We start from the raw sequence: 23,113 nt of genomic DNA, 5'->3' as shown, positions 1-23,113 counted from the left end.
CAATTTATTTGGCAAGAAAACAGGGGGTTATCCACAGGCTGACCTGCACACCCTTGTCGAAACTCGGCGCCCTGCGTTGAGTGAAAGGCATGAACGATTTCATCCTCATTGCTGTAACTGACCCCGTCGTCGGACCGGAGGCCACCCACGCGGCGGCAGCGACGGGTCTCGACGTCATCACGTGTGACGACCCGCGCGATATCGCCCGCCACGTACCACGAGCGCGTGCCGTCATTACCGACCGCACAACGGCCAGCCACGTTGCGGCGTGCGGTCGCGCCCGCGACATCTTCTTCGTCGCGGCTGACCCAGGCCCGATCGACTTCGAAGCCGCCTTGCGGGCGCATGCTGCGCAGGCCTTTCTCCTCCCCGCCGAGTCGCGCGACCTTCTCGCGGCACTGAGCACTGCGGGGGAATTGCTTGCACCGGCGTCGGTGAGCGGGAGATGCGTCGCCGTCGTTGGCGCGACGGGCGGCGCAGGAACGTCGACGTTTGCAGCTGGCTTGGCACGCACCCTCGAAGCAACCGTGCTTATCGATGGCGACCCTCGCGCAGGAGGCCTCGACCTGGTCCTCGGCGCTGAAGAAACGCCGGGCGTGCGGTGGCCGGAACTGCACCTAGGCCCAGGGCAACTCGACGCCGCGGATCTGCTTGCGGCTCTGCCCGTCACCGCCGACGGGATTCGCCTTGTCTCGGGAACGCGCAGTGGCGTGAACGATCCCTTTGAGCTGAGCGACGAAACCCTCACGGCAGTTCTGGAGTCGCTGCAGAGTCATCGCGTCGTCCTCGACGGCGGGGCGGGACCCGCCGCCTTCTTTGGGGCAGGGTGGTACGACCATGTCGACCACATCGTCATTGTTGTGCCGGCTGAGGTCCGAGCTGCGGCCGCGGCGGCGCAGATTACGGCGCGATGCGCAGCCCACGGCATCCCCGTGAGTGTCGTCCTCCGGCACCGCGGTTGGTCTTCGCTGGCTACCTCGGACGTGGAGAAGATCATCCATGCCGACATTGTGGCGGAGCTGCCGCACCTGCGTCGCCTCGCCCGCGACATGGAGCTTGGCGGCTTGCCTTTAGAGCTGCCACGGCCACTGCGGCAGGCATGTGAACGCGTCATTGAGGACCTCGGCTGGGTCGAGGATCCCTGGGATGAGCGGGGCGTGGCATGAGTACATGGACCCAGCGCGCGGGGTCGGTCGGAGCGGAGACCGCGAGCGGCCACGGCCAGATAACGACCCCTTCCGAGTTGTCGGAGCGCCTCCAGCACATCCTCGCGGCTGAACCAGACCTTGCGCACGATGCTGCCGCGCTCGCCCGCCGCGTGCGCGCCGAGGCAGGAGTTATCTCGGACGTCGATCTGCTCGATATTCTCCGAACGCTCCGGCACGACACTGCAGGGCTCGGTGTCCTCGAGCCGCTGCTCGCGCAGCCAGCGGTCACTGACGTTGTGGTCAATGGGCCTGAGCGCGTCTTTATCGACCGCGGTTCCGGGTTAGAGCTCAGCTCCGTGCGCTTTTCCGACGAAGAAGAGCTCCGGCGCCTCGCTACGCGGTTGGCCATCGCGGCGGGTGCGCGCCTCGATGATGCACAGCCGTGCGCCGATGGCCGGCTTCCTCGCCCCGACGGCACGATGGTGCGCATCCACGCGTTGCTGTCGCCACCAGCGGTGGGCGGCCCGCATCTGAGCCTGCGCGTTCTACGCCAGGCTCAGGTGAGCCTCGACTCGCTCGTCGAGCGCGGCGCTGTGCCCAGCGACATTGCGGTGCACCTCCGCGAGCTCGTCGCCGCCCGTGTGTCTTTTCTCGTCATCGGCGGCACAGGCTCGGGTAAGACCACGCTGCTTTCCGCGCTGCTCGCACAAGCTCCGGCGACCGAACGCGTGCTCATCATTGAGGACACGACGGAACTTGCGCCGCAGCATCCGCATGTGGTGAGCCTTGTAGCCCGGCGCGCCAACGCGGAAGGGCGCGGTGAAATTTCCATGTCGCTGCTGCTCAGGCAGGCGCTGCGCATGCGACCCGACCGTATCGTGGTCGGTGAGATTCGCGGCGCCGAGGTTGTTGACCTGCTCGCGGCCCTCAACACGGGGCACGATGGCGGCGCCGGCACCTTGCATGCCAACTCGCTCCACGAGGTCCCGGCGCGCATGGAAGCTCTCGCTGCGCTGGGTGGTCTCGACCGCGTGGGCTTGCACTCCCAGCTCGCCGCCGCCGTCCACGTGGTGCTGGCTATGCATCGTCGCGCGGACGGGGTACGGGAGATCGCGCAGATTGGGCTGCTCACCGGCAATCCTGTCACCGCCCAGGTGGTGTGGAGTTCTTCCGAGGGACCGCAGCCGGGCTTCGAGGATTTCCTTCGCCTCGTGGACGGCGCGCACAAGGAGGCGCCATGACTATCGCGTTGTTGTGTGCTGCCGCGGCCGTCGCAGTGGGCGCGCCGGGAACGGCTGAGCGTCCCGGCGCGCACCCTACACGCAGCCTGCGGCTCGTCCTCATTCCGGCGACAGTAGGCATGGTGGGACTGGCTGTGGCACTCGGCCGGCTGAGCATCGTCGCTGCTCTGCTCATGGCCGGTGCGACTACCGCCTGGGTCGTCCGCGATATCGTGCGGACCCGCGCGCAGCGGCGGACGGAAGAGACCATGGCGGGCTACCTGGGCACTGTCACGGCAGAGCTGCGCGCAGGGAGCAGCTTTCCTTTCGCGCTCGTCCACGCAGCAGATCGGTTGCCCGAGACCGCCGGTGCTCTTCGCCGCGTGTTGCGCACCGCAGGCTATGTCGCTGTGCGGGGCGGCACCGTCTCCCAGTCGCTGCGCGCCGGGGAAGACAAGGACGGTCCAGTGACCGAGTTTGCGGATCTCGTCGAGCTGGGGGAGCGCCACGGCATCCCGCTCGCGGAGCTAGCAGAGCGCGCCCAACAACGCCTCGATGCTCGGCGCCGCCATGCTGCTGCGACGACGGCGCAACTCCAGGGACCGCAGTCCACCGCGGTGGTGCTCACGTGTCTGCCGCTCGCGGGCATCGGCATGGGCGTTGTCATGGGTGCCAATCCCTTGGGGTTCCTTCTCGGCGGTGGGCTCGGCGGCATCCTCCTCGTCGTCGGCGTGGCCCTCGTATGTGGCGGCTTTATCTGGTCGCGCACACTCCTGCGGAAGGCGGCGTCATGACGCTGAGCTTTATCCTCCTCGCTGCCGCGGCTTTGGCGCTCACCGTCGAGGATGCCGCGCGGTCTAACCCCAAGCGACCACGAGATGGCCCGGCGTGGATACGGCGCTTCGCTTCGCAACCGACACCTGACCATATCGGGGCGGCCTTCGACATCGAACTCTTCGCGGCGTGCCTGCGCGCCGGGTTGGGCCCAGCCGGGGCCGCGGCTGCGGTCGCCACCGTGGCACACCCTGCCGCGCGATCCGCATGGACAGCGACGGCAGCCCGCCTGGGCCTGGGCGTTCCGGCGGCGCGCGCATGGGAACCGCTGCGTGCCGTCCCGGGGCTCGAGGAGCTGGCGGGGCTCGTGGTCATGTCGCAGAACTCAGGTGCATCCATCGTACCAGGATGCACGCGGCTGGCGGCGGCATTGCGTGCCGATGCCGCCGATGCCGCCACCGCTCGCGCCGAGCGCGCCGGAGTGCTCATCTCCCTCCCGCTCGCGCTGTGTTTCTTACCCGCTTTTATCGTGCTGGGGCTCGTGCCCATCGTGGTGAGTCTCAGCGCGCAGATGCTCTAAACAACCAACCCATCACACACCAACTCATCGAATAAGGAATCCATCATGTTGAACCATCACGTCCGAATCCGTCAGGCAGTACACCGCCGCGTGCGCGCTCTGCTTGGCAACGACCAGGGAATGTCGACCATCGAATATGCCATGGGGTCAGTCGCCGCGGCAGCACTCGCCGGGGTGCTCTACCTCGTCATTAATAATGGCGGGGTGAGCGAGGCGTTCGAATCCATCCTCACCGATGCCCTGAGCAACACCCCCGGCTAATGGCACGCCGTGACCGTGTGAAGATCCGCCTCGCAGCGCTGCTCACGAGTGACCGTGGCTCGGTGAGCGTCGAGGCCGCTCTCGGCATGTCGAGCCTGGTCATCGTGCTCATCGCCCTCGTCGGTGCCATCGCCACGCTGGGCTCGTATCTCGCCGCCGTGGACACCGCTGGCGCAGCCGCGCGTTCGGTGGCCATCGGGCTGGAATTCGAGCCAACGCGGGGCACCATCGCGACCTCGGAAGCGGGTGGATTCATGACAGTCACGGCCACCATCCCGGCGCCGCTGGGCGAGGTGAGCGCCACCGCGGTCTTCCCACAGGAGGCGCCGTGAAGTGGCGCGACATCCTGGCGGACGATCGCGGCTCAGCGAGCGTCGTTACGGCGGGCGTCATCGCGGCGCTCACGGGTCTGCTGCTCACCGTGGCGGGCCTCGCCTCCGTCGTCGTTGCACGTCATGAGGCCCAGGTCGCCGCCGATGTCGCTGCGGTGGCCGGGGCCTTTGCCGTCTATCGCGGCGAGGATGGCTGCGCGGTCGCCGCGGATATCGCCGAGCGCAACGGCGCGAGGATTGCCGTGTGCGCAGTGGAGGGCGCGGACGTCGTGCTCACCGCGACCGTGCGCGGCTCCGAGGCGCGTGCTCGTGCCGGGCCGCTCTAAAACCCGGCCTCGCGGCTAGTCCTCAGGCGGTGCCTCATCGACCGGCTCGGGCTCGACAGGCCCGTTGGCTGTCATGGCGACCAAGGCACCAAGCAGCTCGATGGCGCCCGCCTTATCGAGCGGGTTGTTGCCGTTGCCGCACTTGGGCGACTGGACGCACGAGGGACAGCCGGACTCGCACGGGCAGGAGCGCACGGCCTCGTAGGTGGCCTCGATCCACTCGGGGAAGCGGCGGAAGCCCTCATCCGCGAAGCCCGCGCCGCCGGGGTGGCCGTCGTAGACGAAGACCGTGGGCAGCTGCGTGTCCATGTGCAGTGCCGTGGACACGCCGCCGATGTCCCAGCGGTCGCACGTCGCGATGAGCGGCAGCAGACCAATGGCGGCGTGCTCCGCCGCGTGCAGCGTGCCGGGGATGGCGGCGGCGTTGATACCCAGCTCCGCGAGCACCAGCGGATCGATGGTGTAGGCCACTGCGCGCGTGCGCAGGGTCTGCTCCGGCATGTCGAGCGGGATGTCGTCGCCCACCGTTCCATCGGGGAAACGCACCTGATAGCCGGTCACGGCATCGGTGACCTCGACCTCGAGGTTGGCGACCCACAGGCCAGGTGAGTAATTCACGAGACCATCGGCCTGCGAGAGAATCCGGATATCCGTCGTCGAGCGCGGCTGCGTCGTGTAATTCGGGATCTCCGGATGCACGAGCGCCACGTAATTGCCGAAGTCGAGTTCGTCGACCACGTAGGACTCTCCCAGGTGCAAGTAGACCGCGCCGGGATGGACCTGGCCAGCGGCGCGGGCGGCGTCGATGGTGCCGAGCAACCGGCCCGTGGTGTGGTCGACGATCATGACTTCCTCGCCTGAGCCGCCGCGCAGCGAGACCTGCGCGTGGGCGTTCTCCGGGGTCACCGGCGAGGATCCGGCCGGCAAGGGTACGGCGAACCAGCCGCGCTCGCGGCGGCGAATGAGCCCGTCGGCTTCGAGCGCGCGGACAACGCCCTCTGCGCCCCACGCCTCGATATCCGCGGGTTGGAGAGGCTTTTCGATGGCCGCGCAGTAGACGTGGCCGTAGAGGATATACGGATTCTCAGGATTGAAGACGCTCGCCTCCACGGGGCGTCCGAGCAGCGCCTCTGGGTGGTGGACGAGGTAGGTATCCATCGGCTCATCGCGCGCGACGAGGACCACGAGGGAGCCCTGGCCGCGGCGTCCGGCGCGGCCGGCCTGCTGCCAAAAACTCGCCACCGTGCCCGGGAAGCCCGCGGTGACGACGGCATCGAGGCCGCCCACGTCGATGCCCAACTCGAGCGCCGACGTCGTCGCCACGCCCAGCAGCGAGCCATCGTCGAGGGACTTTTCCAACGCGCGGCGGTCTTCGGCCAGGTAGCCCGCGCGGTAGGCGGCGATGCGCTGTGCGAAGTCCGGCCGGCCCAGGCGTCCGGAGAGTTCCTCCTGCGTGCGCAACGAGACCATCTCCGCGTTGCGTCGCGAGCGCACGAAGGTGAGCGTGCGCGCGCCTTCCGCGATGAGTGTGGCCATGATTCCGGCCGCCTCCGTCGTCGCGGCGCGGCGCACGGGTGCGCCGTTCTGGCCCTCGGCGCCCTCAACGAACCCCGGCTCCCAGAGCGCGACGGTGCGTGCGCCCGTGGGCGCACCGTCCTCGGTGACCTCCACGAAGTCCGCGGCGGGACGCCCCGTAAGGCGCGCGGCGTGGCGCGCCGGGTCCTTCATCGTCGCCGAAGCGAGCAACACGACGGGGTGCGCACCGTAGTGCTCGCACAGTCGCAGCAGACGGCGGAGCACGAGCGCGACATTCGCGCCGAAGACCCCGCGGTAGGAGTGGCATTCGTCGATGACGATGAACTCGAGATGGCGCAGCACGCGCGCCCAGCGTTGGTGCGCGGCGAGCAGGGACATGTGGAGCATGTCCGGGTTCGTAAAGATAAACCGCGAGTGGTCGCGAATGCCAGCGCGGGCCTCCTGCGGGGTATCCCCGTCATAGGGCGCGGGTGCCACGCCGCGCAGCTCCGGGATGCCCTGGACGAGGTTCATCACGGCATGGAGCTGGTCTGAGCCCAGCGCCTTGGTGGGCGTGAGGTAGAGCGCGCAGGTCGTGGAATCCTCCGCTAAGCGCGTCAAGATGGGGAGCTGGTAGCCCAGGGACTTGCCCGAGGATGTGCCAGTGGCGATGACGGCATCGCGGCCGGCCCAGGCGGCATCGGCAAGCTGAGCTTGGTGAGCATACGGTGCGGAAATGGAGGCATCGACAAGCTTTGCTCGGAGCGCCGGAAGGACCCAGCTGGGCCAGGCCGCATGCTGTGATTCTCGCGGCGGCAGAGTTTCGACGTGGGTAGCCTCGGATTCGGGAAAACGTGCTGTGAGCAGGGCCATGAGCTCGTCACCGAGCGGGTTAGAAGCCGTCATGCCACCCCCTTTTGTCCATTAATCTTCCCTTAGCCTATCGCTGTAGCCCATAACCTGGCACACTAGGGCATAAGGCTGACGCCCCTTTAAGTGCAGTGTTGTAATAAGTGCTCGCAGGTAAAAGGCTTCACAAAGGCGAGCACCCGGAATTCGGGAGTTCGGCGTCGACCGGTTTCACCCATTCCGAAAGAAGGAAAATATTATGGCACAGGGAACTGTAAAGTGGTTCAACGCAGAGAAGGGCTTTGGCTTCATCGCGCCGGACGACGGCTCTGCTGACGTCTTCGTCCACTACTCCGAGATCCAGGGCAAGGGCTTCCGCTCCCTCGAAGAGAACCAGAAGGTTGAGTTCGAGGTGGGCGAGGGCCAGAAGGGCCCGCAGGCTCAGAACGTCACCGCGCTCTAAGACTCTTTGACAACAACCGCCTTCCCTTCGGGGAGGGCGGTTGTTGTCGTTTAGGGCGTCTCCGCGAAGCCACGGCGCGTGTCCCACCAGTTGGCGATGGAATTCTGGGCCTTCTGTAGCGCCCAGCCCAAGGCGAAGGCGGCGATGATGGAGATGATCATGGCGATGGCGGGATTGCCTCCGAAGAGGACGCCGCCGAGGTAGCCCACGGCCAGCGCCTGGGCGGCCCAGAGCATGACGCCGATGGTGTCGAAGAAGAAGAACATCGGCCACGAGTAGCGCATGGCGCCGAGGAAGATCGTCATAAACAGGCGGGCCGAGGGGATAAAACGCGCGATGATGATGGCGGCACCGGCACCGCGGCGCATATTGCGCTTAGCCCACTGGAGCGCCTCATAAGGCTTGGAGCCCTTCTGCGCGCGGTTGATGAGTGGCATGAGCCGCCCGCCCAAGGCGTAACAGAGGTTATCGCCCAGCATGGCGCAGCCCACCGCGACGAAGAACATGGTCGGGATGTGCGGCACGCCCTGCGAGCCGGCCCACGCGCCCACCATGTTGAGCGGGACCTCGGAGGGCATGACGGGAATGAAACAGTCGAGGAAGATCATGGAGCCGACGATGGGATAGATCCACTCGGTGAGCATGAGGGTTTCAATCCACCCCATGACTGCGTCGACCATGTCGCTCCTTTACGTCTGCTTCTACGCCGGCCGAGTGCCGCGTGACCTATCCCAGCAGAATACACGCGCCACACGCGCGGGCGTTCTCGCGCAGGTAAGCGCCGTACAGGTAAGCGCCGTGTCGGCAGCCGTGCTGGGTGCCGCGTCGGGGCTTGACGCCCGGGGCGGGGTGAGACATAACGCGCCGGCCATGTACTCGGCCACCTCCCAGGTCCTCCTGGGTGCCACGCGCTACCCGGGGCGCGCGGCGTGCACCGGTTCTCTCCTCAACGATCGGTGGGTGCTCACCGCGCGCCACTGCTTCCAGAACACCGCCACCGGTGCGCACGGCTGGAAATGCTGCGGCACCGAAGCCACCGGCGTCCGCGGTGCCGAGCGGCGGGTTCTCGTTGCTCGGACTCTCCCCCTAGGAGGGGAGCGGGAGCGTCCAGTTGGACAGTGTGGCGCACCCAATAGATACAGTATTGTTTGATCTATTGTTTGCACGGCTATGAAAATGTGTACGCTAAGGAACCATTGACCTTTCTCGGTGGAAACTGTTAAAGATTTTTCATACGGAGAAGGCGGCGCGTCCGAGCGAAAGGGATGAACAACAAGTGGCAACAGGAGCTGGCCAGGGAAAGACCTTGGTGATTGTGGAGTCGGCGACGAAGGCGAAGAAGATTCAGCCTTATCTCGGCGACCACTACATCGTCGAGGCCTCCGTCGGACACATCCGCGATCTTCCCCGCGGTGCCGCCGACGTTCCGGCTGCCTATAAGAAAGAGTCCTGGGCCCGCCTTGGCGTCAACCCCGAGGACAACTTCACGCCGCTCTACGTCATCTCCCCAGACAAGAAGAAGAAGGTCGCGGACCTTAAGTCCAAGCTCAAGCAGTGCGACCAGCTCTACCTCGCAACAGACCCGGACCGCGAGGGCGAGGCCATCGCGTGGCACCTGCTCGAGGTGCTCAAGCCCAAGGTGCCGGTGCGCCGCATGGTCTTCAACGAGATCACCAAGTCCGCCATCCTCGAAGCCGCGGAAAATACCCGTGACCTAGACGTCAACCTCATCGACGCGCAGGAAACCCGCCGTATTCTTGACCGTCTCTACGGCTACGAGGTCTCTCCGGTGCTGTGGAAGAAGGTCATGCCGCGCCTGTCCGCCGGCCGCGTCCAGTCCGTTGCGACCCGCGTCATCGTCGAGCGTGAGCGCGAGCGCATGGCGTTCATCTCCGCCGACTATTGGGACCTGGGCGCCAAGCTCGCCGCGCTGTCCGGCGACACCACGGAGTTCGAGGCACGCCTCACCTCCGTCGAAGGGCGCCGCGTCGCGCTCGGCCGCGACTTCGACGATCGTGGCCAGCTCAAGACGGACGACGTCACCGTCGTGGACAAGGCCCTGGCGGAAAAACTCGCCGCGGGCCTTGAAGGCGGCACCATGAACGTCGCCAACGTCGAGCACAAGCCGTACACCCGCAAGCCGTATGCGCCGTTTATGACCTCGACGCTCCAGCAGGAGGCCGGCCGCCGCCTGCACTTCACCTCGGAGCGCACCATGCGCATCGCACAGCGCCTCTACGAGAACGGTCACATTACCTATATGCGTACCGACTCCACGGCGCTGTCCCAGCAGGGCCTCAACGCCGCACGTTCGGCGGCCTCGAGCATCTACGGCGCTGAGTACGTCGCGGATTCCCCGCGTGTCTACGACCGCAAGGTGAAGAACTCCCAGGAGGCCCACGAGGCCATCCGCCCCGCCGGCGAGAATTTCGCGACCCCGGGCCAGCTCGCGGGCCAGCTCGACGCCGAGGAGTTCAAGCTGTACGACCTCATCTGGAAGCGCACCGTCGCCTGCCAGATGGCCGATGCCAAGGGCACGTCCATGAAGGTCACCATCAGTGGTCTATCGACCACTGGCGAAGAGGTCGAGTTCTCCGCCACCGGCCGCACCATCACCTTCCCGGGCTTCCTCAAGGCGTACGAAGCGCTTGCCGATGCCCCCTCCAAGCCCAAGGATGGCAAGGGCAAGGGCGGCAAGGAGCCTGAGGCTCGCCTCCCGCACTTGAACGAGGGCGACCAGCTCCGTGCCAAGGAAGTCACCGCGGACGGCCACTCCACCAATCCGCCGGCGCGCTACACCGAGGCCAGCCTGGTGAAGAAGATGGAAGAATTGGGCATCGGCCGCCCGTCGACGTATGCGTCGATCATCAAGACCATCCAGGACCGCGGCTACGTGCTCTCGCGCGGCAACGCGCTCGTGCCGTCCTGGGTCGCCTTCGCCGTCATCGGCCTGATGGAAAACAACTTTGGCGAGCTCGTCGACTACGACTTCACGTCCTCCATGGAGGACGAGCTCGACGCCATCGCCGCAGGTAACGAGGATCGCACCGAGTGGCTTAACGGTTTCTACTTCGGTAACGCCGAGGCGAGCAAGGAAAAGGCCGCGTCCATCGCGCGCCACGGCGGCCTCAAGTCGCTTATCGACGTTAACCTTGAGGCCATTGACGCCCGCCAGGTGAACTCGCTCAAGCTCTACACGGACTCTGAGGGTCGCGACGTCTTCGTTCGCGTCGGCCGCTACGGTCCCTATATCGAGCGCGCCGTGGGCACGAACCCGGACGGCACCATCGAGTACCAGCGCGCGAACCTCTCGGAGACCGTCACCCCGGACGAGCTCACCGAGGAATTCGCTGAGAAGCTCTTCGCGACGCCGCAGGGCGGCCGCGAGCTGGGCACCAACCCTGCCAACGGTCGCATGATCGTGGCGAAGGAAGGTCGCTTCGGCCCGTACGTCACCGAGGTTGTCCGCGAGGACGAGCGTGCCATCGCGGAGAAGGAAGCCGAGGAGATCGTCGCCAAAGAGCGCGCTGAGGAGGACGCTCAGCGTGCCGCCGAGGGCAAGCGCGCCAAGAACTGGGAGACGAAGACCGCCGCCAAGCAGAAAGAAAAGCGCGTCGCCGAGTACATCGACGACAAACTCAAGCCGGGCACGGCCTCGCTCTTTAGCTCCATGGAGCCCGCCAGCGTCACCCTCGAGGAAGCCCTCAAGCTGCTCAGCCTGCCGCGCGAGGTGGGCACGGACGACGACGGCGAGGTCATCACCGCGCAGAACGGCCGCTACGGTCCGTACCTGAAGAAGGGCAACGACTCCCGCTCGCTCGCGAACGAGGAGCAGCTGTTTACCATCACCCTCGACGAGGCCCGCCGCATCTACGCCGAGCCCAAGCGTCGTGGCCGCCAAGCCGCGCAGCCGCCACTCAAGCAGCTGGGTAACAACGATGTGTCCGGCAAGCCGATGACCGTCAAGGACGGCCGCTTTGGCCCGTACGTCACCGATGGCACGACGAACGCCTCGCTGCGCCGCGGCGACGATCCGGAAAAGCTCACGGATGCCCGCGCCAACGAGCTACTTTCCGAGCGTCGTGCTAAGGAAGCTGCCGGCGGCACGAAGAAGGCTGGCAAGAAGGCGGCGAAGAAGGGTGCCAAGAAGACCTCCAAGGCTGCGAAGAAGTCGACCAAGAAGACCTCGAAGGCAACCAAAAAGTCGACGAAGAAGACGACCAAGGCTGCCAAGTAAGCCGTCACCTTAGCCGGGGTGGTCTGGGAGGTCATGGAATTACAGGATTTTCTCGCCCACGATGACGCTGGCCGCCCCGTCGCGGCTGGTAGCCCCGAGGCGCAGTTCCAGCACGTCGCGGCGCAAGAGTCGCTGCGCGTGTGCGCGGAACTCAACTCCCGCTCTCACGCGCCCGAGGAGGTTCGCGCCCTCTTTGGCGAGTTCACCGGCCGCCCGGCTCCGGATTCGCTCACCATCTTCCCGCCGACTTTGGCAAGAACATCCATGTGGGCGAGAACGCCGTCATCGCCGCCCGCGCCGTCGTAACCAAGGACGTCCCTGCGAATACCGTCGTGGGCGGCGTGCCCGCGCGTGTCCTTCGCGAGCTCTCATCCTGGCGCTTTGACCTGCGGAATTTCAAAGTATCTAGAAGTATCTAGCACTATCTAAAAAACTAAATTCCTCTAGATACTTCTAGATACTTCTGAATTCTTCGCGCAGCTGGCGTCTTCGACCGGTGCCGCGGTGACCCACTCTCTCATGTCGTGGCTGCGCGGTAGGCTGGCGGTCATGACCGTGAAGAACACCAATTCCTCCGTCCTGGCCGACCTGTGGGCCCGCAACAACGAGGGCGTCGCAGCGCTCATCGCGGCGCTCGAGGAGGCTCTCACCAGCCCCGCTAAGATCGCGGCACTTGCCGCCATCGAGCTGCCCGCGTGGGGCCGCCTCTTTGACTGGCGCTGGACGCGTGCCATCGAGGTCGTCATGCCAGCCGCCGTGGGCGCCGCCTACGGGGACCCGCAGCGCCACCCGGAGATCGTCGCCGCGGGATTGGCCGCGAGCCTCGGCGTTGAAGAAAAGAACCGTTCCCTCGCCCATCCCACGACGTGGGGCGCGGCCGGCGTGGTGAGCAGTCAGCTCGCGTATGCGAACTCTCTGCGCCAGCGCGGCGCGCGCGGGGACGCCGCGAGCTACGTCATGGGTGGCCTCGTTGCTGCAATTGGCTTGTCCAAGGCAGCAGTGAGTGATGGCCCGCTGCGCACCGCCACGGGCGTGGGGGCGCTGTCCACGGCGGTGCTCGTCGCGCTCGCGAATGACGGAATGCTGCGCGCACAAAGCCCGGCCGCCGCGGGGCTGAGCCACGGTGCCAATCTGCTCGCAGCCTCGGAGGCGCTCACTTTCTTGCGTGCGTGGCGCGAGCGGAATGACAAGAAGACCTGGCGCGTGGCGGGCGCGGCAGAGGTCGCCACGCGGGGCATCGGAAAGCTACTGCTTATGCGCGGCCTGGCGCGCTAAGCTCCGCGCGGCCCGTCGGACCGTAGGACAGGCGGCGGTGCAGGTGCTCGAAGGGGCCCTGCTTGCCCAGCGCCTCGAGTACGGCGGCACCCACGAGTGTGGCGACCCAGATGAAGAAGGCGATGATCGACATGCCGAAGGCGTCTAGGTCGAGCCCGAAGAGGAAGGGGCTGGCGACGATGAAGAAGAGGAGGGACTGCACGAGGTAGCCGCTCATGGAGCGCTTGCCCAGCGCTGCGGGGATGGACAACCAGGCGGGTGCGGCGGCGCCGTCCCACACGCGGCGCTGGACGCCGTCGATGAGAAGCGCGAGGGCAGCCAGGATGCCGGGGCCGGTGAAAACGCCCAGTGCATTGTTGAGGAACATAAAGAACGGCTCCATGTCTGCCGGGACGATGCCGAGCGCGCTGAGGCCCCAGGGCAGGCCGATGCCCACGGCGATGACCACGCCCACGCCAGCCCAGATGAGAAGCTCACGGCGGTGCGCGGCGACGTCGCTGAGCGTGCCGCGGCGCGCCCACACGAAGCCGATGATCATCACCGGGAAGAGCTGGATGAGGAAGAACGGGGTGGACAGGGCTTGGAAGGCGAAGTACGACAGGTTGTTGAGGAGCATCGCGGGATAGGTATCCGCAGGCGTATAGGCGCCGCCGCCGAACGCCAGTGCTTCCGGTTCAAAGAACGCGCCGATGGACATGCTCACTCCCATGAGCGTCCAGAAGCACAGCATGCCTAACGCGACCCTCATGAGCACCTTATCGGTCCACGTGAAGATCAAACCGAGCACAATGCCGGCCACACCGTAGAAGAACATGATGTCGCCATGGAAGAGGACGATGCCGTGGAGGGCACCGAAGAGCGCGAGGAAGGCGTAGCGGCGCACGACCACCGCGCGCGTGCGCCCCACGGGAAAGCCGCGGCGCCACAGGCTCATGACGATAAGGCCCACGCCAAAGCCCAACAGCGTGGAGAACATGGGCAGCCCGCGCACGTGAGAAGTCACCGCTGTGAAGAGGACTGCGGCGTCATCCGCGCTAGAGACGGCGCCGCCAAAGTAGTCGGCGCGCTCCGTCGTGTCGTCATCGAGGAACCACGCCGTGGGTGCGTTGGCGAGCGCAATGCCCAGCAAAGCGAGTCCGCGTGCGACGTCGGGGACGAGCATGCGGGGTGGGCGAGTGGGGGTATCGGCAGGCTGGTTATCGGCACTCATGGCCGTTAAGCATACCTAATTAGTGGGGAACTGTCGTGGCATGCGGCTTGCCAAAACGGTAGAAAATGGTCGAGTGCGGCGGGGATTTTGGCAGCTCGTGCGGGCTAGGAACGGTCCGCGAGCGTCGCGCGAATGGGGCGCGCGAGCTGCGTCATGCGGCGGCGGCCACGCAGCTCGATGGACTTCATGAGCGTCCAGCGGGCTTGTTCCGCCTCGTTCGCGGTCTTGAGCGTGGCAGCGTTGGTGAGCACGCGGCCCGGGGTGTCCTTGGCGAGCTCCGTGAGGCGCGCGGCTTCGTTTACCGCGTCGCCGATGACGGTGTACTCAAAGCGGTCCGCGCCGCCGATGTGACCTGCGACCACGTGGCCAGCCACGACGCCGATGCCTGCCTGCAGCTCCAGATCGCGCAGCTCCAGGCGTAGCTCACGCGCGGCCTGCAGTGCCAGCGACGTGGAGTCGTAGACCGTGAGTGGCGCGCCGAAGATGGCCAGGGCCGCGTCGCCCTGAAACTTGTTGATGATGCCCTTGTTACGGTGCACGACAGCCACGACACGCTCAAAGAACTCATTGAGCGCCTCCACGACCTCCTCCGGGGTGTGGTTGACCGCGAAGGTGGTCGAGCCGATGACGTCGACGAAAATGACGGCGACCTTGCGGTCCTCGCCGCCGAGCTGCGGCTTTTCCTCGAGCGCGCGCTGGGCGACTTCGGTGCCGACGTAGCGGCCGAAGATATCGCGCACGCGCTGGCGCTCGGCCAGGCCCTTCATCATCTCGTTGAAGCCGGCCTGCAGCACGCCCAGCTCCGAGCCGTCGTAGATATCGACCTGGACGCCCTTGTCGCCCAGGCGCACGCGCCGGATGGCGTCCTGGAGCTCGAGGATGGGGTCGACGACGGAGTGCATGGAAAAATACGTGCCGGCAAAACCCGTGATGAGTGCGGCGGCGGCGAGGCCCGCGATAAGAATGGAGAGGTCCCCATCAAACCACCCGGCGTAGCGCGCCCTCATGAGCAAGATGATGCCCACGAGCGGCACGCCTGAGGTCATGATCCATGCCGTGATGAGGCGATACTTCACGGGCGGCTCGAGCGTGGAGTCCTCAAAGCGGCGGGCGAGCGCTTCCGCCGCGATGGGACGCACGAGGTTCTCTGCCTGCAGGTACGTGAGTAGGCAGACGATCATCGCCGCGAGCGCGCCCGAAACCCCGATGATGACCGCAAGCCGCCCGGAATCGGCCGCCGCAATGATGACGGTGAGCATGATGCCTAGGCCCCATACGAGTCCGGCCACGCCCGCTTGATAGATAGGAATGCGCAGCACCAAGCCGCGCACCATGTTGGGATCGTGCGTATCTGGACTGCGTTGCCAATCGAGGACCGGCCGGAAAATAAAGCTCGTCACGACCATGCCCACGAGCACGGCAAAGACAACGTAAGCGACGCCGATAGCCCACAGGCTGTCAAAGCGTTCCGCGAATGCGCGTACTTCCGGCATGGGCAGCGCCACCACAAACAGCATGACGGCGATAGCTCCCGCGATATTGCCGCCCAGCACCAGCGCCGCGTATTTCGGCCACGAGGTGTGCAGGAGCCAGCCGGCTGCGCGCAGGAGTCTGTTCATAACTTCATACTCTACTAGGCTGGAGCGGGTGAGTTCCCCCGAAAATCTCTCTGTCGCTGCCCGGCTTGCCGATGCCCCCTCGGTCCGCGACACCATCCTCGCCGCGGCCGCCGCGGCGCATGGCTTGCCTGGTACCGACCCTCGTGCAATGACGCATTCCTGGCTGTTTACCGGCCCGCCCGGCGCCGGTCGTGCGCTGGCGGCCCAGGCGTTCGCGGCCGCGCTCATGTGTCCTGCGGAGCCCGGTCGCGGTTGCGGCACGTGCGAGACCTGCCGCGGCATTCTTGGGCCGGAACCACGGCACACCGACTTGGTATTCATCCGCCCTGAGGGGCTCACCATTGGCGTCGACGGCGTGCGCGACATGATCCGTGACGCCGCGACGCGTCCCACCGTCGCACCGTGGCGCGTGGTCATCTATGACAAGGCGGATCGTCTCACGGACTCCGCGGCCAACTCCTTGCTCAAAACCGTCGAGGAGCCTTCGTCGACGACGGTACTCATTTTGTGCGCGCCCTCGACGGCGCCGGAGGATTTCTCGCAGACCCTGCGCTCGCGCTGCCGCCACCTCTATATCCCTGCGCCGACCGTGGATCAGATCGTCGAGGATCTCGTTGCGGAAGGAGCCTCGCCTGCCGATGCCCGCCTCGCCGCCGTCACCAGCCTGCGCAACGTCGGCAGGGCACGCCAGCTTGTGCAGAATACGGACGCCCAGCGCCGCCGCACCATGGCCATCAACCTGGCCGAGGACATCTTTCATGGCTCGGGCGCTTTTGTCGCGGCCTCGCGGCTTATCACCAACGTGACCAACGAGGCGAAGACCATCAACGAGGCCAAAAACGCGAAGGAGGACGAGGAAATCGCCATGGCCTTCGGCGCCGGCGCGAAGGGCAAGGGCGCGGCGAAGGTGCAGAGCGAGATTAAGAAAGAGATCAAGAAACGGGAGCCAGCGCGCCGCTCGCGCCAGAAGCGTACGCAATACGACTTGCTCGATACCGCCTTGGTTGACCTCATGGGTATCTACCGCGACGCGCTCATGCTTAAAGTTGGCGCTGCGGTGGAGGCCACGCACCCCGATTTCTCTGGTCTCGCAGGCGATCTCGCCGCGCGCGTGAGCGAGGAAGGCCTCGTCGCGGCGCAGAACGCCATTGTCCTGTGCCGCGAGCGTTTGCTCGTCAACCTCGATCCCACGATGGCGCTCAACGGGCTGGTAGGACGCCTGCGCATAGCCTGCCGCGCCCGTTGACCGGCCCGATTTTTTAACTGGGACGGTTGTCCGCTAAGCTTATGCACGCTGTTACATGCAGCGTGCCGCCTTAGCTCAGTCGGTAGAGCATCTCACTCGTAATGAGAAGGTCGTGAGTTCGATTCTCACAGGCGGCTCCACTAAACCCCCAGCTAGAAAGCCTAGATAGCTTCTCTAGCTGGGGGTTTCGCGGTGTCACGCCGCGCACAAAACGAGCACACCCCAGTCGCCGAAGCGACTGGGGGTGGTACCGGATGCGGTCCAGAAAGCCTAACCCAGAAGGCGCGGCACGACCTTGCCGGTGGGGTTGCGCGGCAGGCGGTCCAAGAAGTGGACGTCACGCGGGACGGAATGTGACGCCAGGTTCTCCTCGACGAATTCGCGGATGGCGTCTTCGGTGAGTGCCTCGCCCAGCTTGTCCTTCGTGCGGACAACCCAGACTGCCACGCGCTTGAACAGGTCCTCGTCATCGACGCCACCGGAGTAGACCTCATGGACGCCTGGCATGGACTCCAGCACCTCGGAGACGGACTCCGGGTGGACGTTCTCGCCGCCCACGATGATCATGTTGTCGGCGCGACCCACGACGTGGAGGTAACCCTCCTCGTCGATGTAGCCCAAGTCGCCGATGGACACGAGACCCTGCACGCGTTTGACCTCCATGCCGGGCTTCGTGTAGCCCGTGAGCGTCATGGAGTTATGTAGGTAGATCTCGCCTTCCTCGCCGCGCGGCAGCTCGTTGCCATCCTTGTCGAGGATCTTCAGGCGTGTGCCCGTGGCGACGGAACCCGCGAGCGTCGGATCCGAGGCAACCTGCTCGGCATTCGCGGCTGCGGCGAGCGTGAGCTCCGTCGAGCCATAGATGTTGGCGAGGATGGGGCCGAAGCGATCGATGGTTTCCTCGACGAGGGTTGGCGTGAGTGCGTGGCCGGAAGAGCAGATAAAGCGCAGGGAGGACGTGTCATACGTGCCCTCAGGATCGGCCTCGACCATGCGGCGGTAGAACACAGGCGAAGAAATGAGGCCGTCCAACTGGTAGCGCTGGATGTCATCGAGGCACTGGACGGGGTCGAAGACGCGGTGCGTCACGATGGTGTTGCGTGCGCCCAGCGCGATGTTGAGGCATGCCCAGCCCCACGTGTGGAAGATCGACGCGGTGAGTTGAATCTTTTGGTCGGCGCGCCACGGCACGTTGCCCATGACGGTGCTGAGCACGAACGGGAACTTCGGCTCGGGGCGGATGATGCCCTTGGGGATGCCCGTCGTGCCGGACGACATGAGCACGATATCGCCGTGCTTAGGGAACGCCGGCAGCTTCTCGTCGGCAACGAGCTCCGGGCGTCGGACGATGGAGTCCAGCGTTGTCAGGCCATGGTCGGCTGCGCCGTCGCCCTCGTGGGCGACGATGAGCTCGAGGTCGTGGCTGTAGTTCTTCGGCACGCGCGGCAAGAACTCATCGTCGACGACGAGCACATTGATGCGGTTTTCTTCCATGGAGCCCAGCAGCTGCTCTGCAGAGGAGCCGATGTTGAGCAGGTAGATGGTGGCACCTGCGTAGCCCTTTGCACCAAGCGGCGTGATGATGCCGCGGCCGTTGCGCGCCATGACGCCGAGGCGGATGTCATCGCCGTGGTGGTGACGCAGGTGACGCGCAAACGTGCGTGCCTCGTTGCGGAGCTGACGGTAGGTCAAAGCACCGTCATCGTCAATGAGAGCAATACGCTCGGGGCACGTGAGGTAGCCCTGCTCGAGCTCGCGTGCGGTGGTGAACCTGTAACGGGCAAGAACTCCCGGCAGCGATGCCATGGCGCGCGGTCCGCCCTCGGGGCTGACGATGCCGCTGCTGACGAGGGTCTTCGCTAAAGCGCCGAAAGCCTTCGCATAGAACGGCACGCTAGAGAGCGAGAGGGTCATGAGGGATCATCCTTTAATTAAAGTGACGGGTGTCAATCAGGGTATATCTAACTATCGCCGTAGGCATAAGCACCGTTGCATTCACCAGATGGAGTGTTGCGCACGTTACTCGTGTGACAATATAGTGTAGTTTTGTTTCGGAACATAGCCGTCCCAGTACCTAGCAGGGAAGTAACTCATGCTCTTTACTAAGAAATCGTTGAAGAAGTCTCTCACGGCGACGCTTGCCGGAGTCCTCGCGACTGTCTCACTCGGTGTTGCTGCCCCGCAGGCCGTCGCCCAGGAGCGCAACCTCGTTGCGTTCGGTGACTCCGTCCTTGCGGATCCGCGCGCCGATGTCTACCTGGGTGCCAAGATGAGCTCCACTAGCCCCCTTGGCACGAATTGCCCGCAGTCCTTTAACTTTGCCAAGCGCGCGGGCGCGAAGCTTGGCCTCCCTGTCCGTGACTTCTCCTGCTCTGGTGCTGTGTCGATGGCCCCGGGCCCGCAGATGTCCACGCAGGTCGACGAAGCCATCCGCACCGGTGCCCTCACTGGCGCCACCTCGCGCGTGATCTACGCGACCGGCTTCAACGACACGTACAACAATCGCTCGTTGAGTATGCAGGATATTCGTAACCGCTGGGTGGCCTACAACGCGCCCATCGTCAATCGTATCCGTGCTGCCGCCCCGAACGCACGCATTCAGATTGTCGGCTACCCGACGATTGGCTCTGGCGACCGTTACTGCTTGTTCCACGTCAACGGTGGCGTCCTTGACGCTACTGCGCTGCCCGAGGTGCGTTCCTGGGAGGACAAGGCTCAGTGGATGCAGGTGGATCTTGCCGCAGCTACGCGCACGGAGTTCCTCGACCTGAAGCCTTCTACGCGTAACAACGGCATGTGCGCCGGCGATAACAACCGCATGTGGGCAGGCCTCATTGATTTCAGCGGTGGCCCGGGCAACCTGCCCATCCACATCAATGCTCGCGGACACGAGCATGTAGCTAACGTCGTCGCTGCGTCTTAAAGTCAGGCCTTAAAGAAGGCCACAGCAACACCGCTCAAGGCGGACACCACGTGTGTCCGCCTTGTGTACGTTTGCGGAGCGTTTGACCATTGGCATAAGAATGACAAACCCGCACGGCTCGAGGTGGGCTGGGCGCGTTGCGTGGTTAGTCGTCCCGTGCGGAGGCGAGGAGATAGTCCCCGTAGCCGGACTTCTGGAGGGGTGCGGCTAGGGCAGCGAGGGCTTCGCGAGAGATAAAGCCTTCCCTGAATGCGGCGACCTCGGGTGAGCCGATGATGGTGCCGGTGCGCTTTTGGAGGACCTCGACGTAGGACGCGGCCTCACTCATGGAGTCGATGGTGCCGGTGTCGAGCCACACGTCGCCGCGCTGCATGGTTTGGACGTGCAGGCGGCCACGGCGGAGGTATTCCTCATTAATGGCGGTGATTTCGAGCTCCCCGCGGGCACTGGGTGTGATGGAACGGGCGATATCGACAACGGAGTTGTCATAGAAATAGAGTCCCACCACCGCGTAATTGGACTTGGGTGCTGCGGGCTTCTCCTCGATGGACAGAGCGTTGCCCTCGGCATCGAACTCCACGACGCCGTAGCGCTGGGGATCAGAGACCTCGTAGGCGAAGATGGTGCCGCCGTCGGGGTGTTGGCAGTGCGTGAGCGCGGAGGAGAAGCCGTGTCCGTCAAAGATATTGTCGCCGAGGACGAGGGCGACGTCGTCGTCACCGATGAAGTCCTCGCCGATGAGGAAAGCCTGGGCGAGACCTTCGGGGCGGGGCTGGACGGCATAGTCAAGCATGAGGCCCCAGTGTGAGCCGTCGCCGAGGAGACGTTGGAACGCGGCCTGGTCTTCGGGCGTGGTGATGATGAGGATCTCGCGGATGCCCGCTTGGATGAGCGTGGTGAGCGGGTAGTAGACCATCGGCTTGTCGTAGATGGGCATGAGCTGCTTCGAGATGCCCTTGGTGATGGGGTAGAGCCGCGTGCCAGACCCGCCGGCGAGGATGATTCCCTTCATGGGGGTTTAGCTTATCCCACGCGTCGCGTCGCACGGCGCGGCACGGGTTCGAGACGAAAACGATTTTCAGCATGTGACCTGGGCCATCAGTAGAGTGGGCCACATGAGTGAAACTGTACAAGGAGTCATCGCCCGTTCGAAGGGCGCCGAAGTTGAAACCGTCTCTGTCGTTATCCCGGACCCAGGCGCCAACGACGTTATTGTCAAGATCCAGACCTGCGGCGTCTGTCATACGGACTTGGCGTACCGCGACGGCGATATCGAGGACGCGTTCCCGTTCCTGCTCGGCCACGAAGCCGCTGGCATCGTGGAGCGCGTGGGCGACGCGGTAACCCACGTCGAGGTCGGCGATTTCGTTGTCCTCAACTGGCGCGCGGTGTGCGGCGAGTGCCGTGCATGCAAGAAGGGCGAGCCGAAGTACTGCTTTAATACCCACAATGCGTCGAAGAAGATGACGCTTGAAGACGGTACGGAGCTCACCCCGGCGCTGGGAATTGGTGCCTTTGCGGAGAAGACCCTCGTCCACGAGGGGCAGTGCACGAAGGTCGATCCGAGTGCTGATCCGGCCGCGGTAGGCCTGCTTGGCTGCGGCATCATGGCGGGTCTCGGCGCTGCCGTGAACACCGGCGATGTGCAGCTCGGCGAGTCCGTCGCGGTCTTCGGCTGCGGCGGCGTGGGCACGGCCGCGGTGGCCGGTGCGCACCTCGCGGGCGCGGCGAAGATCATCGCGGTGGACCTTGATGACGAAAAGCTCGCCACCGCGAAGGAATTCGGCGCGACCCACACCATCAATTCCAAGGGCAAGTCGGAGCAAGAAGTTATCGATGCCGTCCGTGAGCTCACCGATGGCTTCGGCACCGACGTCGCCATTGACGCGGTGGGCATCCAGCCCACCTGGCGCCAGGCATTTTATTCGCGCGACTTCGCAGGACGCCTCGTTATGGTGGGCGTACCGAACCTCACCGACCATATCGATATCCCGGCCATCGACGTCTACGACCGCGGCGGCTCCATCCGCCCGGCGTGGTACGGCGACTGCCTGCCTGAGCGCGATTTCCCGGCCTACACGGCACTGTTCCAGGCGGGTAAGTTCCCGCTGGATAAGTTCGTCTCTGAACGCATTGGTCTCGACGACGTCGAGGAAGGTTTCGCGACGATGAAGGCGGGCAAGGTCCTGCGCTCGGTTGTGGAGCTTTAGGTATCCTGCGGGTAAACGACCCAAACTCAGGAAGAAAGGTAGACCATGAAGATCGATTCCTTTGTTACCTCTGGCAAGTTCCGCCTCGACGGCAACGAGTGGGACGTAGACAATAACGTCTACATCCTGGGCGGCAAGGGCGGCTGCTACATCGTGGACCCGGCTCACAACGCCGAGCGCATCTACGACGAGGTCGGCGACCGCCCCGTGCGTGGGATCCTCCTTACCCACGCCCACAACGACCACTGTGAGCTCGCCCCAGAGATTGCGGAGCATTACGGTGTCGAGGTGTACCTCCACCCGGATGATCAGCCCTTGTGGGAAGAATCCAACGGCGACGCGCACTACACGCCGCTCGCGGACAACCAGACCTTCACCATCGACGGTGAGGATGTCGTCGTGTTCCACACTCCGGGTCACTCGCCGGGCTGCGTGGTGCTCTACATCAAGAACGAGAACGCGCTGCTCTCTGGCGACACGCTCTTTAATGGCGGCCCGGGCGCCACGGGGCGCAAGTACTCCGACTTCGACCAGATCGTCGAGTCCCTGCGTAACGTCATTTTCCACCTGCCGCCGGCCACGAAGGTGCTGCCGGGCCACGGGGATCAGACGACCGTCGGCGCGGAGGCCGAGCGCATCGACGAATACGTCGAGCGCGGCTACTAACGCCTCTGATCGTGCGACCGGCGCCGGGCCCGCGACTGCGGTGCTCGGCGCCGGTCGTCTTGTGGGAGGGGCCTACGGACGGAACGCGGCGAGGGGGAACGTCACCGTTCCGTCGTCGAGGGTGAGACACGGGCCGGTGCCCGTGATGACGGCACGGAAGGCGGGGCGGGGCCGTCAACGACGCGCGGCCAATATTCGGCAGAACCGTTCATGATTCTGCAATTGACCGGTTACGATCCCTGCAATGCAAGGATCGTAA

General features: G+C 65.1%; 22 protein-coding genes and 1 tRNA gene. 17 read left to right on the top strand and 6 right to left on the bottom strand.

Annotation, left to right across the window (positions count from 1 at the left end):
- Nucleotides 1–89 precede the first annotated feature (89 nt).
- The 7 genes from ssd to HMPREF3227_RS02530 are packed head-to-tail and all read left to right on the top strand — an operon-like array spanning nucleotide 90 to nucleotide 4,641.
- Complete coding sequence (gene ssd, locus HMPREF3227_RS02560; protein ID WP_066489396.1) at nucleotides 90–1,166, top strand: septum site-determining protein Ssd; 1,077 nt, start codon at nucleotides 90–92, stop codon at nucleotides 1,164–1,166.
- A gap of 59 nt (nucleotides 1,167–1,225) precedes the next feature.
- Nucleotides 1,226–2,389, top strand: a complete 1,164-nt coding sequence (locus HMPREF3227_RS02555; protein WP_066490359.1) for a TadA family conjugal transfer-associated ATPase — start codon at nucleotides 1,226–1,228, stop codon at nucleotides 2,387–2,389.
- The gene (locus tag HMPREF3227_RS02550; protein ID WP_066489398.1) at nucleotides 2,386–3,162 is read left to right on the top strand and encodes a type II secretion system F family protein; all 777 of its coding nucleotides are present in this window, start codon (nucleotides 2,386–2,388) and stop codon (nucleotides 3,160–3,162) included. The genes HMPREF3227_RS02555 and HMPREF3227_RS02550 overlap by 4 nt, the downstream gene beginning before the upstream one ends.
- A complete protein-coding gene (locus HMPREF3227_RS02545) occupies nucleotides 3,159–3,722 on the top strand; it encodes a type II secretion system F family protein (RefSeq protein ID WP_070539261.1) in 564 nt (187 codons plus the stop codon). Before HMPREF3227_RS02550 ends, HMPREF3227_RS02545 begins: the two co-directional genes overlap by 4 nt.
- A gap of 45 nt (nucleotides 3,723–3,767) precedes the next feature.
- Nucleotides 3,768–3,983 (top strand): DUF4244 domain-containing protein, encoded by a 216-nt coding sequence (locus tag HMPREF3227_RS02540; RefSeq protein ID WP_066489406.1) that lies wholly within the window; start codon nucleotides 3,768–3,770, stop codon nucleotides 3,981–3,983.
- Nucleotides 3,983–4,315, top strand: a complete 333-nt coding sequence (locus tag HMPREF3227_RS02535; protein WP_066489411.1) for a hypothetical protein — start codon at nucleotides 3,983–3,985, stop codon at nucleotides 4,313–4,315. Before HMPREF3227_RS02540 ends, HMPREF3227_RS02535 begins: the two co-directional genes overlap by 1 nt.
- Nucleotides 4,312–4,641, top strand: coding sequence for an Rv3654c family TadE-like protein (locus HMPREF3227_RS02530; protein WP_066489413.1), 330 nt, complete (start codon nucleotides 4,312–4,314; stop codon nucleotides 4,639–4,641). The genes HMPREF3227_RS02535 and HMPREF3227_RS02530 overlap by 4 nt, the downstream gene beginning before the upstream one ends.
- A gap of 15 nt (nucleotides 4,642–4,656) precedes the next feature.
- On the opposite strand, the gene HMPREF3227_RS02525 is transcribed toward HMPREF3227_RS02530, so the two are convergent.
- Nucleotides 4,657–7,062: a DEAD/DEAH box helicase gene (locus tag HMPREF3227_RS02525; protein WP_066489416.1), complete on the bottom strand. Its 2,406-nt coding sequence runs from the start codon at nucleotides 7,060–7,062 to the stop codon at nucleotides 4,657–4,659.
- A gap of 202 nt (nucleotides 7,063–7,264) precedes the next feature.
- Between HMPREF3227_RS02525 and HMPREF3227_RS02520 the strand changes: the two genes are divergently transcribed.
- On the top strand, nucleotides 7,265–7,468 hold the full coding sequence (locus HMPREF3227_RS02520; RefSeq protein WP_066489419.1) for a transcription antiterminator/RNA stability regulator CspE: 204 nt from the start codon (nucleotides 7,265–7,267) through the stop codon (nucleotides 7,466–7,468).
- Between the two features lie 50 nt (nucleotides 7,469–7,518).
- Here HMPREF3227_RS02520 and HMPREF3227_RS02515 read toward each other — a convergent pair whose 3' ends face one another.
- On the bottom strand, nucleotides 7,519–8,148 hold the full coding sequence (locus tag HMPREF3227_RS02515) for a DedA family protein (protein ID WP_066489423.1): 630 nt from the start codon (nucleotides 8,146–8,148) through the stop codon (nucleotides 7,519–7,521).
- Between HMPREF3227_RS02515 and HMPREF3227_RS02510 the strand changes: the two genes are divergently transcribed.
- From HMPREF3227_RS02510 to HMPREF3227_RS02500, 4 genes are all read left to right on the top strand, one after another.
- On the top strand, nucleotides 8,132–8,620 hold the full coding sequence (locus tag HMPREF3227_RS02510; RefSeq protein WP_181734564.1) for a trypsin-like serine protease: 489 nt from the start codon (nucleotides 8,132–8,134) through the stop codon (nucleotides 8,618–8,620). The genes HMPREF3227_RS02515 and HMPREF3227_RS02510 overlap by 17 nt on opposite strands.
- A 124-nt stretch (nucleotides 8,621–8,744) precedes the next feature.
- Nucleotides 8,745–11,705: a type I DNA topoisomerase gene (gene topA / locus HMPREF3227_RS02505; protein WP_066509928.1), complete on the top strand. Its 2,961-nt coding sequence runs from the start codon at nucleotides 8,745–8,747 to the stop codon at nucleotides 11,703–11,705.
- 33 nt (nucleotides 11,706–11,738) lie between these two features.
- Entirely contained in the window at nucleotides 11,739–12,011 is a 273-nt protein-coding gene (locus tag HMPREF3227_RS12745; RefSeq protein ID WP_197418392.1) for a hypothetical protein, read from the top strand.
- A 243-nt stretch (nucleotides 12,012–12,254) separates the two neighbouring features.
- Nucleotides 12,255–12,980, top strand: a complete 726-nt coding sequence (locus tag HMPREF3227_RS02500; protein WP_066509926.1) for a hypothetical protein — start codon at nucleotides 12,255–12,257, stop codon at nucleotides 12,978–12,980.
- On the opposite strand, the gene HMPREF3227_RS02495 is transcribed toward HMPREF3227_RS02500, so the two are convergent.
- Nucleotides 12,958–14,190, bottom strand: coding sequence for a DUF418 domain-containing protein (locus HMPREF3227_RS02495; RefSeq protein ID WP_230384090.1), 1,233 nt, complete (start codon nucleotides 14,188–14,190; stop codon nucleotides 12,958–12,960). The two genes, HMPREF3227_RS02500 and HMPREF3227_RS02495, sit on opposite strands and share 23 nt — an antisense overlap.
- Before the next feature lie 104 nt (nucleotides 14,191–14,294).
- On the bottom strand, nucleotides 14,295–15,809 hold the full coding sequence (locus tag HMPREF3227_RS02490; RefSeq protein WP_066509924.1) for an adenylate/guanylate cyclase domain-containing protein: 1,515 nt from the start codon (nucleotides 15,807–15,809) through the stop codon (nucleotides 14,295–14,297).
- A gap of 28 nt (nucleotides 15,810–15,837) precedes the next feature.
- Between HMPREF3227_RS02490 and HMPREF3227_RS02485 the strand changes: the two genes are divergently transcribed.
- Nucleotides 15,838–17,055: a DNA polymerase III subunit delta' gene (locus tag HMPREF3227_RS02485; protein ID WP_231725074.1), complete on the top strand. Its 1,218-nt coding sequence runs from the start codon at nucleotides 15,838–15,840 to the stop codon at nucleotides 17,053–17,055.
- Between the two features lie 64 nt (nucleotides 17,056–17,119).
- Nucleotides 17,120–17,195: transfer RNA gene (locus HMPREF3227_RS02480), tRNA-Thr, on the top strand.
- A 130-nt stretch (nucleotides 17,196–17,325) separates the two neighbouring features.
- Here HMPREF3227_RS02480 and HMPREF3227_RS02475 read toward each other — a convergent pair.
- Nucleotides 17,326–18,969, bottom strand: coding sequence for an AMP-binding protein (locus HMPREF3227_RS02475; RefSeq protein WP_066509920.1), 1,644 nt, complete (start codon nucleotides 18,967–18,969; stop codon nucleotides 17,326–17,328).
- 178 nt (nucleotides 18,970–19,147) lie between these two features.
- Here HMPREF3227_RS02475 and HMPREF3227_RS02470 point away from each other — a divergent pair, with 178 nt between their 5' ends.
- A complete protein-coding gene (locus HMPREF3227_RS02470; protein ID WP_066489441.1) occupies nucleotides 19,148–19,978 on the top strand; it encodes a GDSL-type esterase/lipase family protein in 831 nt (276 codons plus the stop codon).
- A gap of 145 nt (nucleotides 19,979–20,123) precedes the next feature.
- On the opposite strand, the gene rfbA is transcribed toward HMPREF3227_RS02470, so the two are convergent.
- Nucleotides 20,124–20,990: a glucose-1-phosphate thymidylyltransferase RfbA gene (gene rfbA / locus HMPREF3227_RS02465; RefSeq protein WP_066509918.1), complete on the bottom strand. Its 867-nt coding sequence runs from the start codon at nucleotides 20,988–20,990 to the stop codon at nucleotides 20,124–20,126.
- Between the two features lie 103 nt (nucleotides 20,991–21,093).
- Between rfbA and HMPREF3227_RS02460 the strand changes: the two genes are divergently transcribed.
- Nucleotides 21,094–22,188, top strand: coding sequence for an S-(hydroxymethyl)mycothiol dehydrogenase (locus tag HMPREF3227_RS02460; protein WP_066509915.1), 1,095 nt, complete (start codon nucleotides 21,094–21,096; stop codon nucleotides 22,186–22,188).
- A 45-nt stretch (nucleotides 22,189–22,233) separates the two neighbouring features.
- Entirely contained in the window at nucleotides 22,234–22,854 is a 621-nt protein-coding gene (locus tag HMPREF3227_RS02455) for an MBL fold metallo-hydrolase (RefSeq protein ID WP_066509908.1), read from the top strand.
- Nucleotides 22,855–23,113 lie beyond the last annotated feature (259 nt).

This window comes from Corynebacterium sp. CMW7794 (genome assembly GCF_001563605.1).
In the GTDB taxonomy this organism is placed as follows: Bacteria; Actinomycetota; Actinomycetes; order Mycobacteriales; family Mycobacteriaceae; genus Corynebacterium; species Corynebacterium phoceense.
Note: the sequence above shows the minus strand (reverse complement) of the source record. Positions and strands in the feature narration are given on the sequence as shown.

What these genes read in the sequence shown, in the direction of transcription:
- ssd (WP_066489396.1), top strand. Translation starts at nt 90, where the DNA reads ATGAACGATTTCATCCTCATTGCTGTAACTGACCCCGTCGTCGGACCG.
- HMPREF3227_RS02550 (WP_066489398.1), top strand. Translation starts at nt 2,386, where the DNA reads ATGACTATCGCGTTGTTGTGTGCTGCCGCGGCCGTCGCAGTGGGCGCG.
- HMPREF3227_RS02545 (WP_070539261.1), top strand. Translation starts at nt 3,159, where the DNA reads ATGACGCTGAGCTTTATCCTCCTCGCTGCCGCGGCTTTGGCGCTCACC.
- HMPREF3227_RS02540 (WP_066489406.1), top strand. Translation starts at nt 3,768, where the DNA reads ATGTTGAACCATCACGTCCGAATCCGTCAGGCAGTACACCGCCGCGTG.
- HMPREF3227_RS02535 (WP_066489411.1), top strand. Translation starts at nt 3,983, where the DNA reads ATGGCACGCCGTGACCGTGTGAAGATCCGCCTCGCAGCGCTGCTCACG.
- HMPREF3227_RS02525 (WP_066489416.1), bottom strand. Translation starts at nt 7,062, where the DNA reads ATGACGGCTTCTAACCCGCTCGGTGACGAGCTCATGGCCCTGCTCACA.
- HMPREF3227_RS02520 (WP_066489419.1), top strand. Translation starts at nt 7,265, where the DNA reads ATGGCACAGGGAACTGTAAAGTGGTTCAACGCAGAGAAGGGCTTTGGC.
- HMPREF3227_RS02510 (WP_181734564.1), top strand. Translation starts at nt 8,132, where the DNA reads ATGACTGCGTCGACCATGTCGCTCCTTTACGTCTGCTTCTACGCCGGC.
- HMPREF3227_RS02515 (WP_066489423.1), bottom strand. Translation starts at nt 8,148, where the DNA reads ATGGTCGACGCAGTCATGGGGTGGATTGAAACCCTCATGCTCACCGAG.
- HMPREF3227_RS12745 (WP_197418392.1), top strand. Translation starts at nt 11,739, where the DNA reads ATGGAATTACAGGATTTTCTCGCCCACGATGACGCTGGCCGCCCCGTC.
- HMPREF3227_RS02500 (WP_066509926.1), top strand. Translation starts at nt 12,255, where the DNA reads ATGACCGTGAAGAACACCAATTCCTCCGTCCTGGCCGACCTGTGGGCC.
- HMPREF3227_RS02495 (WP_230384090.1), bottom strand. Translation starts at nt 14,190, where the DNA reads ATGAGTGCCGATAACCAGCCTGCCGATACCCCCACTCGCCCACCCCGC.
- HMPREF3227_RS02490 (WP_066509924.1), bottom strand. Translation starts at nt 15,809, where the DNA reads ATGAACAGACTCCTGCGCGCAGCCGGCTGGCTCCTGCACACCTCGTGG.
- HMPREF3227_RS02475 (WP_066509920.1), bottom strand. Translation starts at nt 18,969, where the DNA reads ATGACCCTCTCGCTCTCTAGCGTGCCGTTCTATGCGAAGGCTTTCGGC.
- HMPREF3227_RS02470 (WP_066489441.1), top strand. Translation starts at nt 19,148, where the DNA reads ATGCTCTTTACTAAGAAATCGTTGAAGAAGTCTCTCACGGCGACGCTT.
- rfbA (WP_066509918.1), bottom strand. Translation starts at nt 20,990, where the DNA reads ATGAAGGGAATCATCCTCGCCGGCGGGTCTGGCACGCGGCTCTACCCC.
- HMPREF3227_RS02460 (WP_066509915.1), top strand. Translation starts at nt 21,094, where the DNA reads ATGAGTGAAACTGTACAAGGAGTCATCGCCCGTTCGAAGGGCGCCGAA.
- HMPREF3227_RS02455 (WP_066509908.1), top strand. Translation starts at nt 22,234, where the DNA reads ATGAAGATCGATTCCTTTGTTACCTCTGGCAAGTTCCGCCTCGACGGC.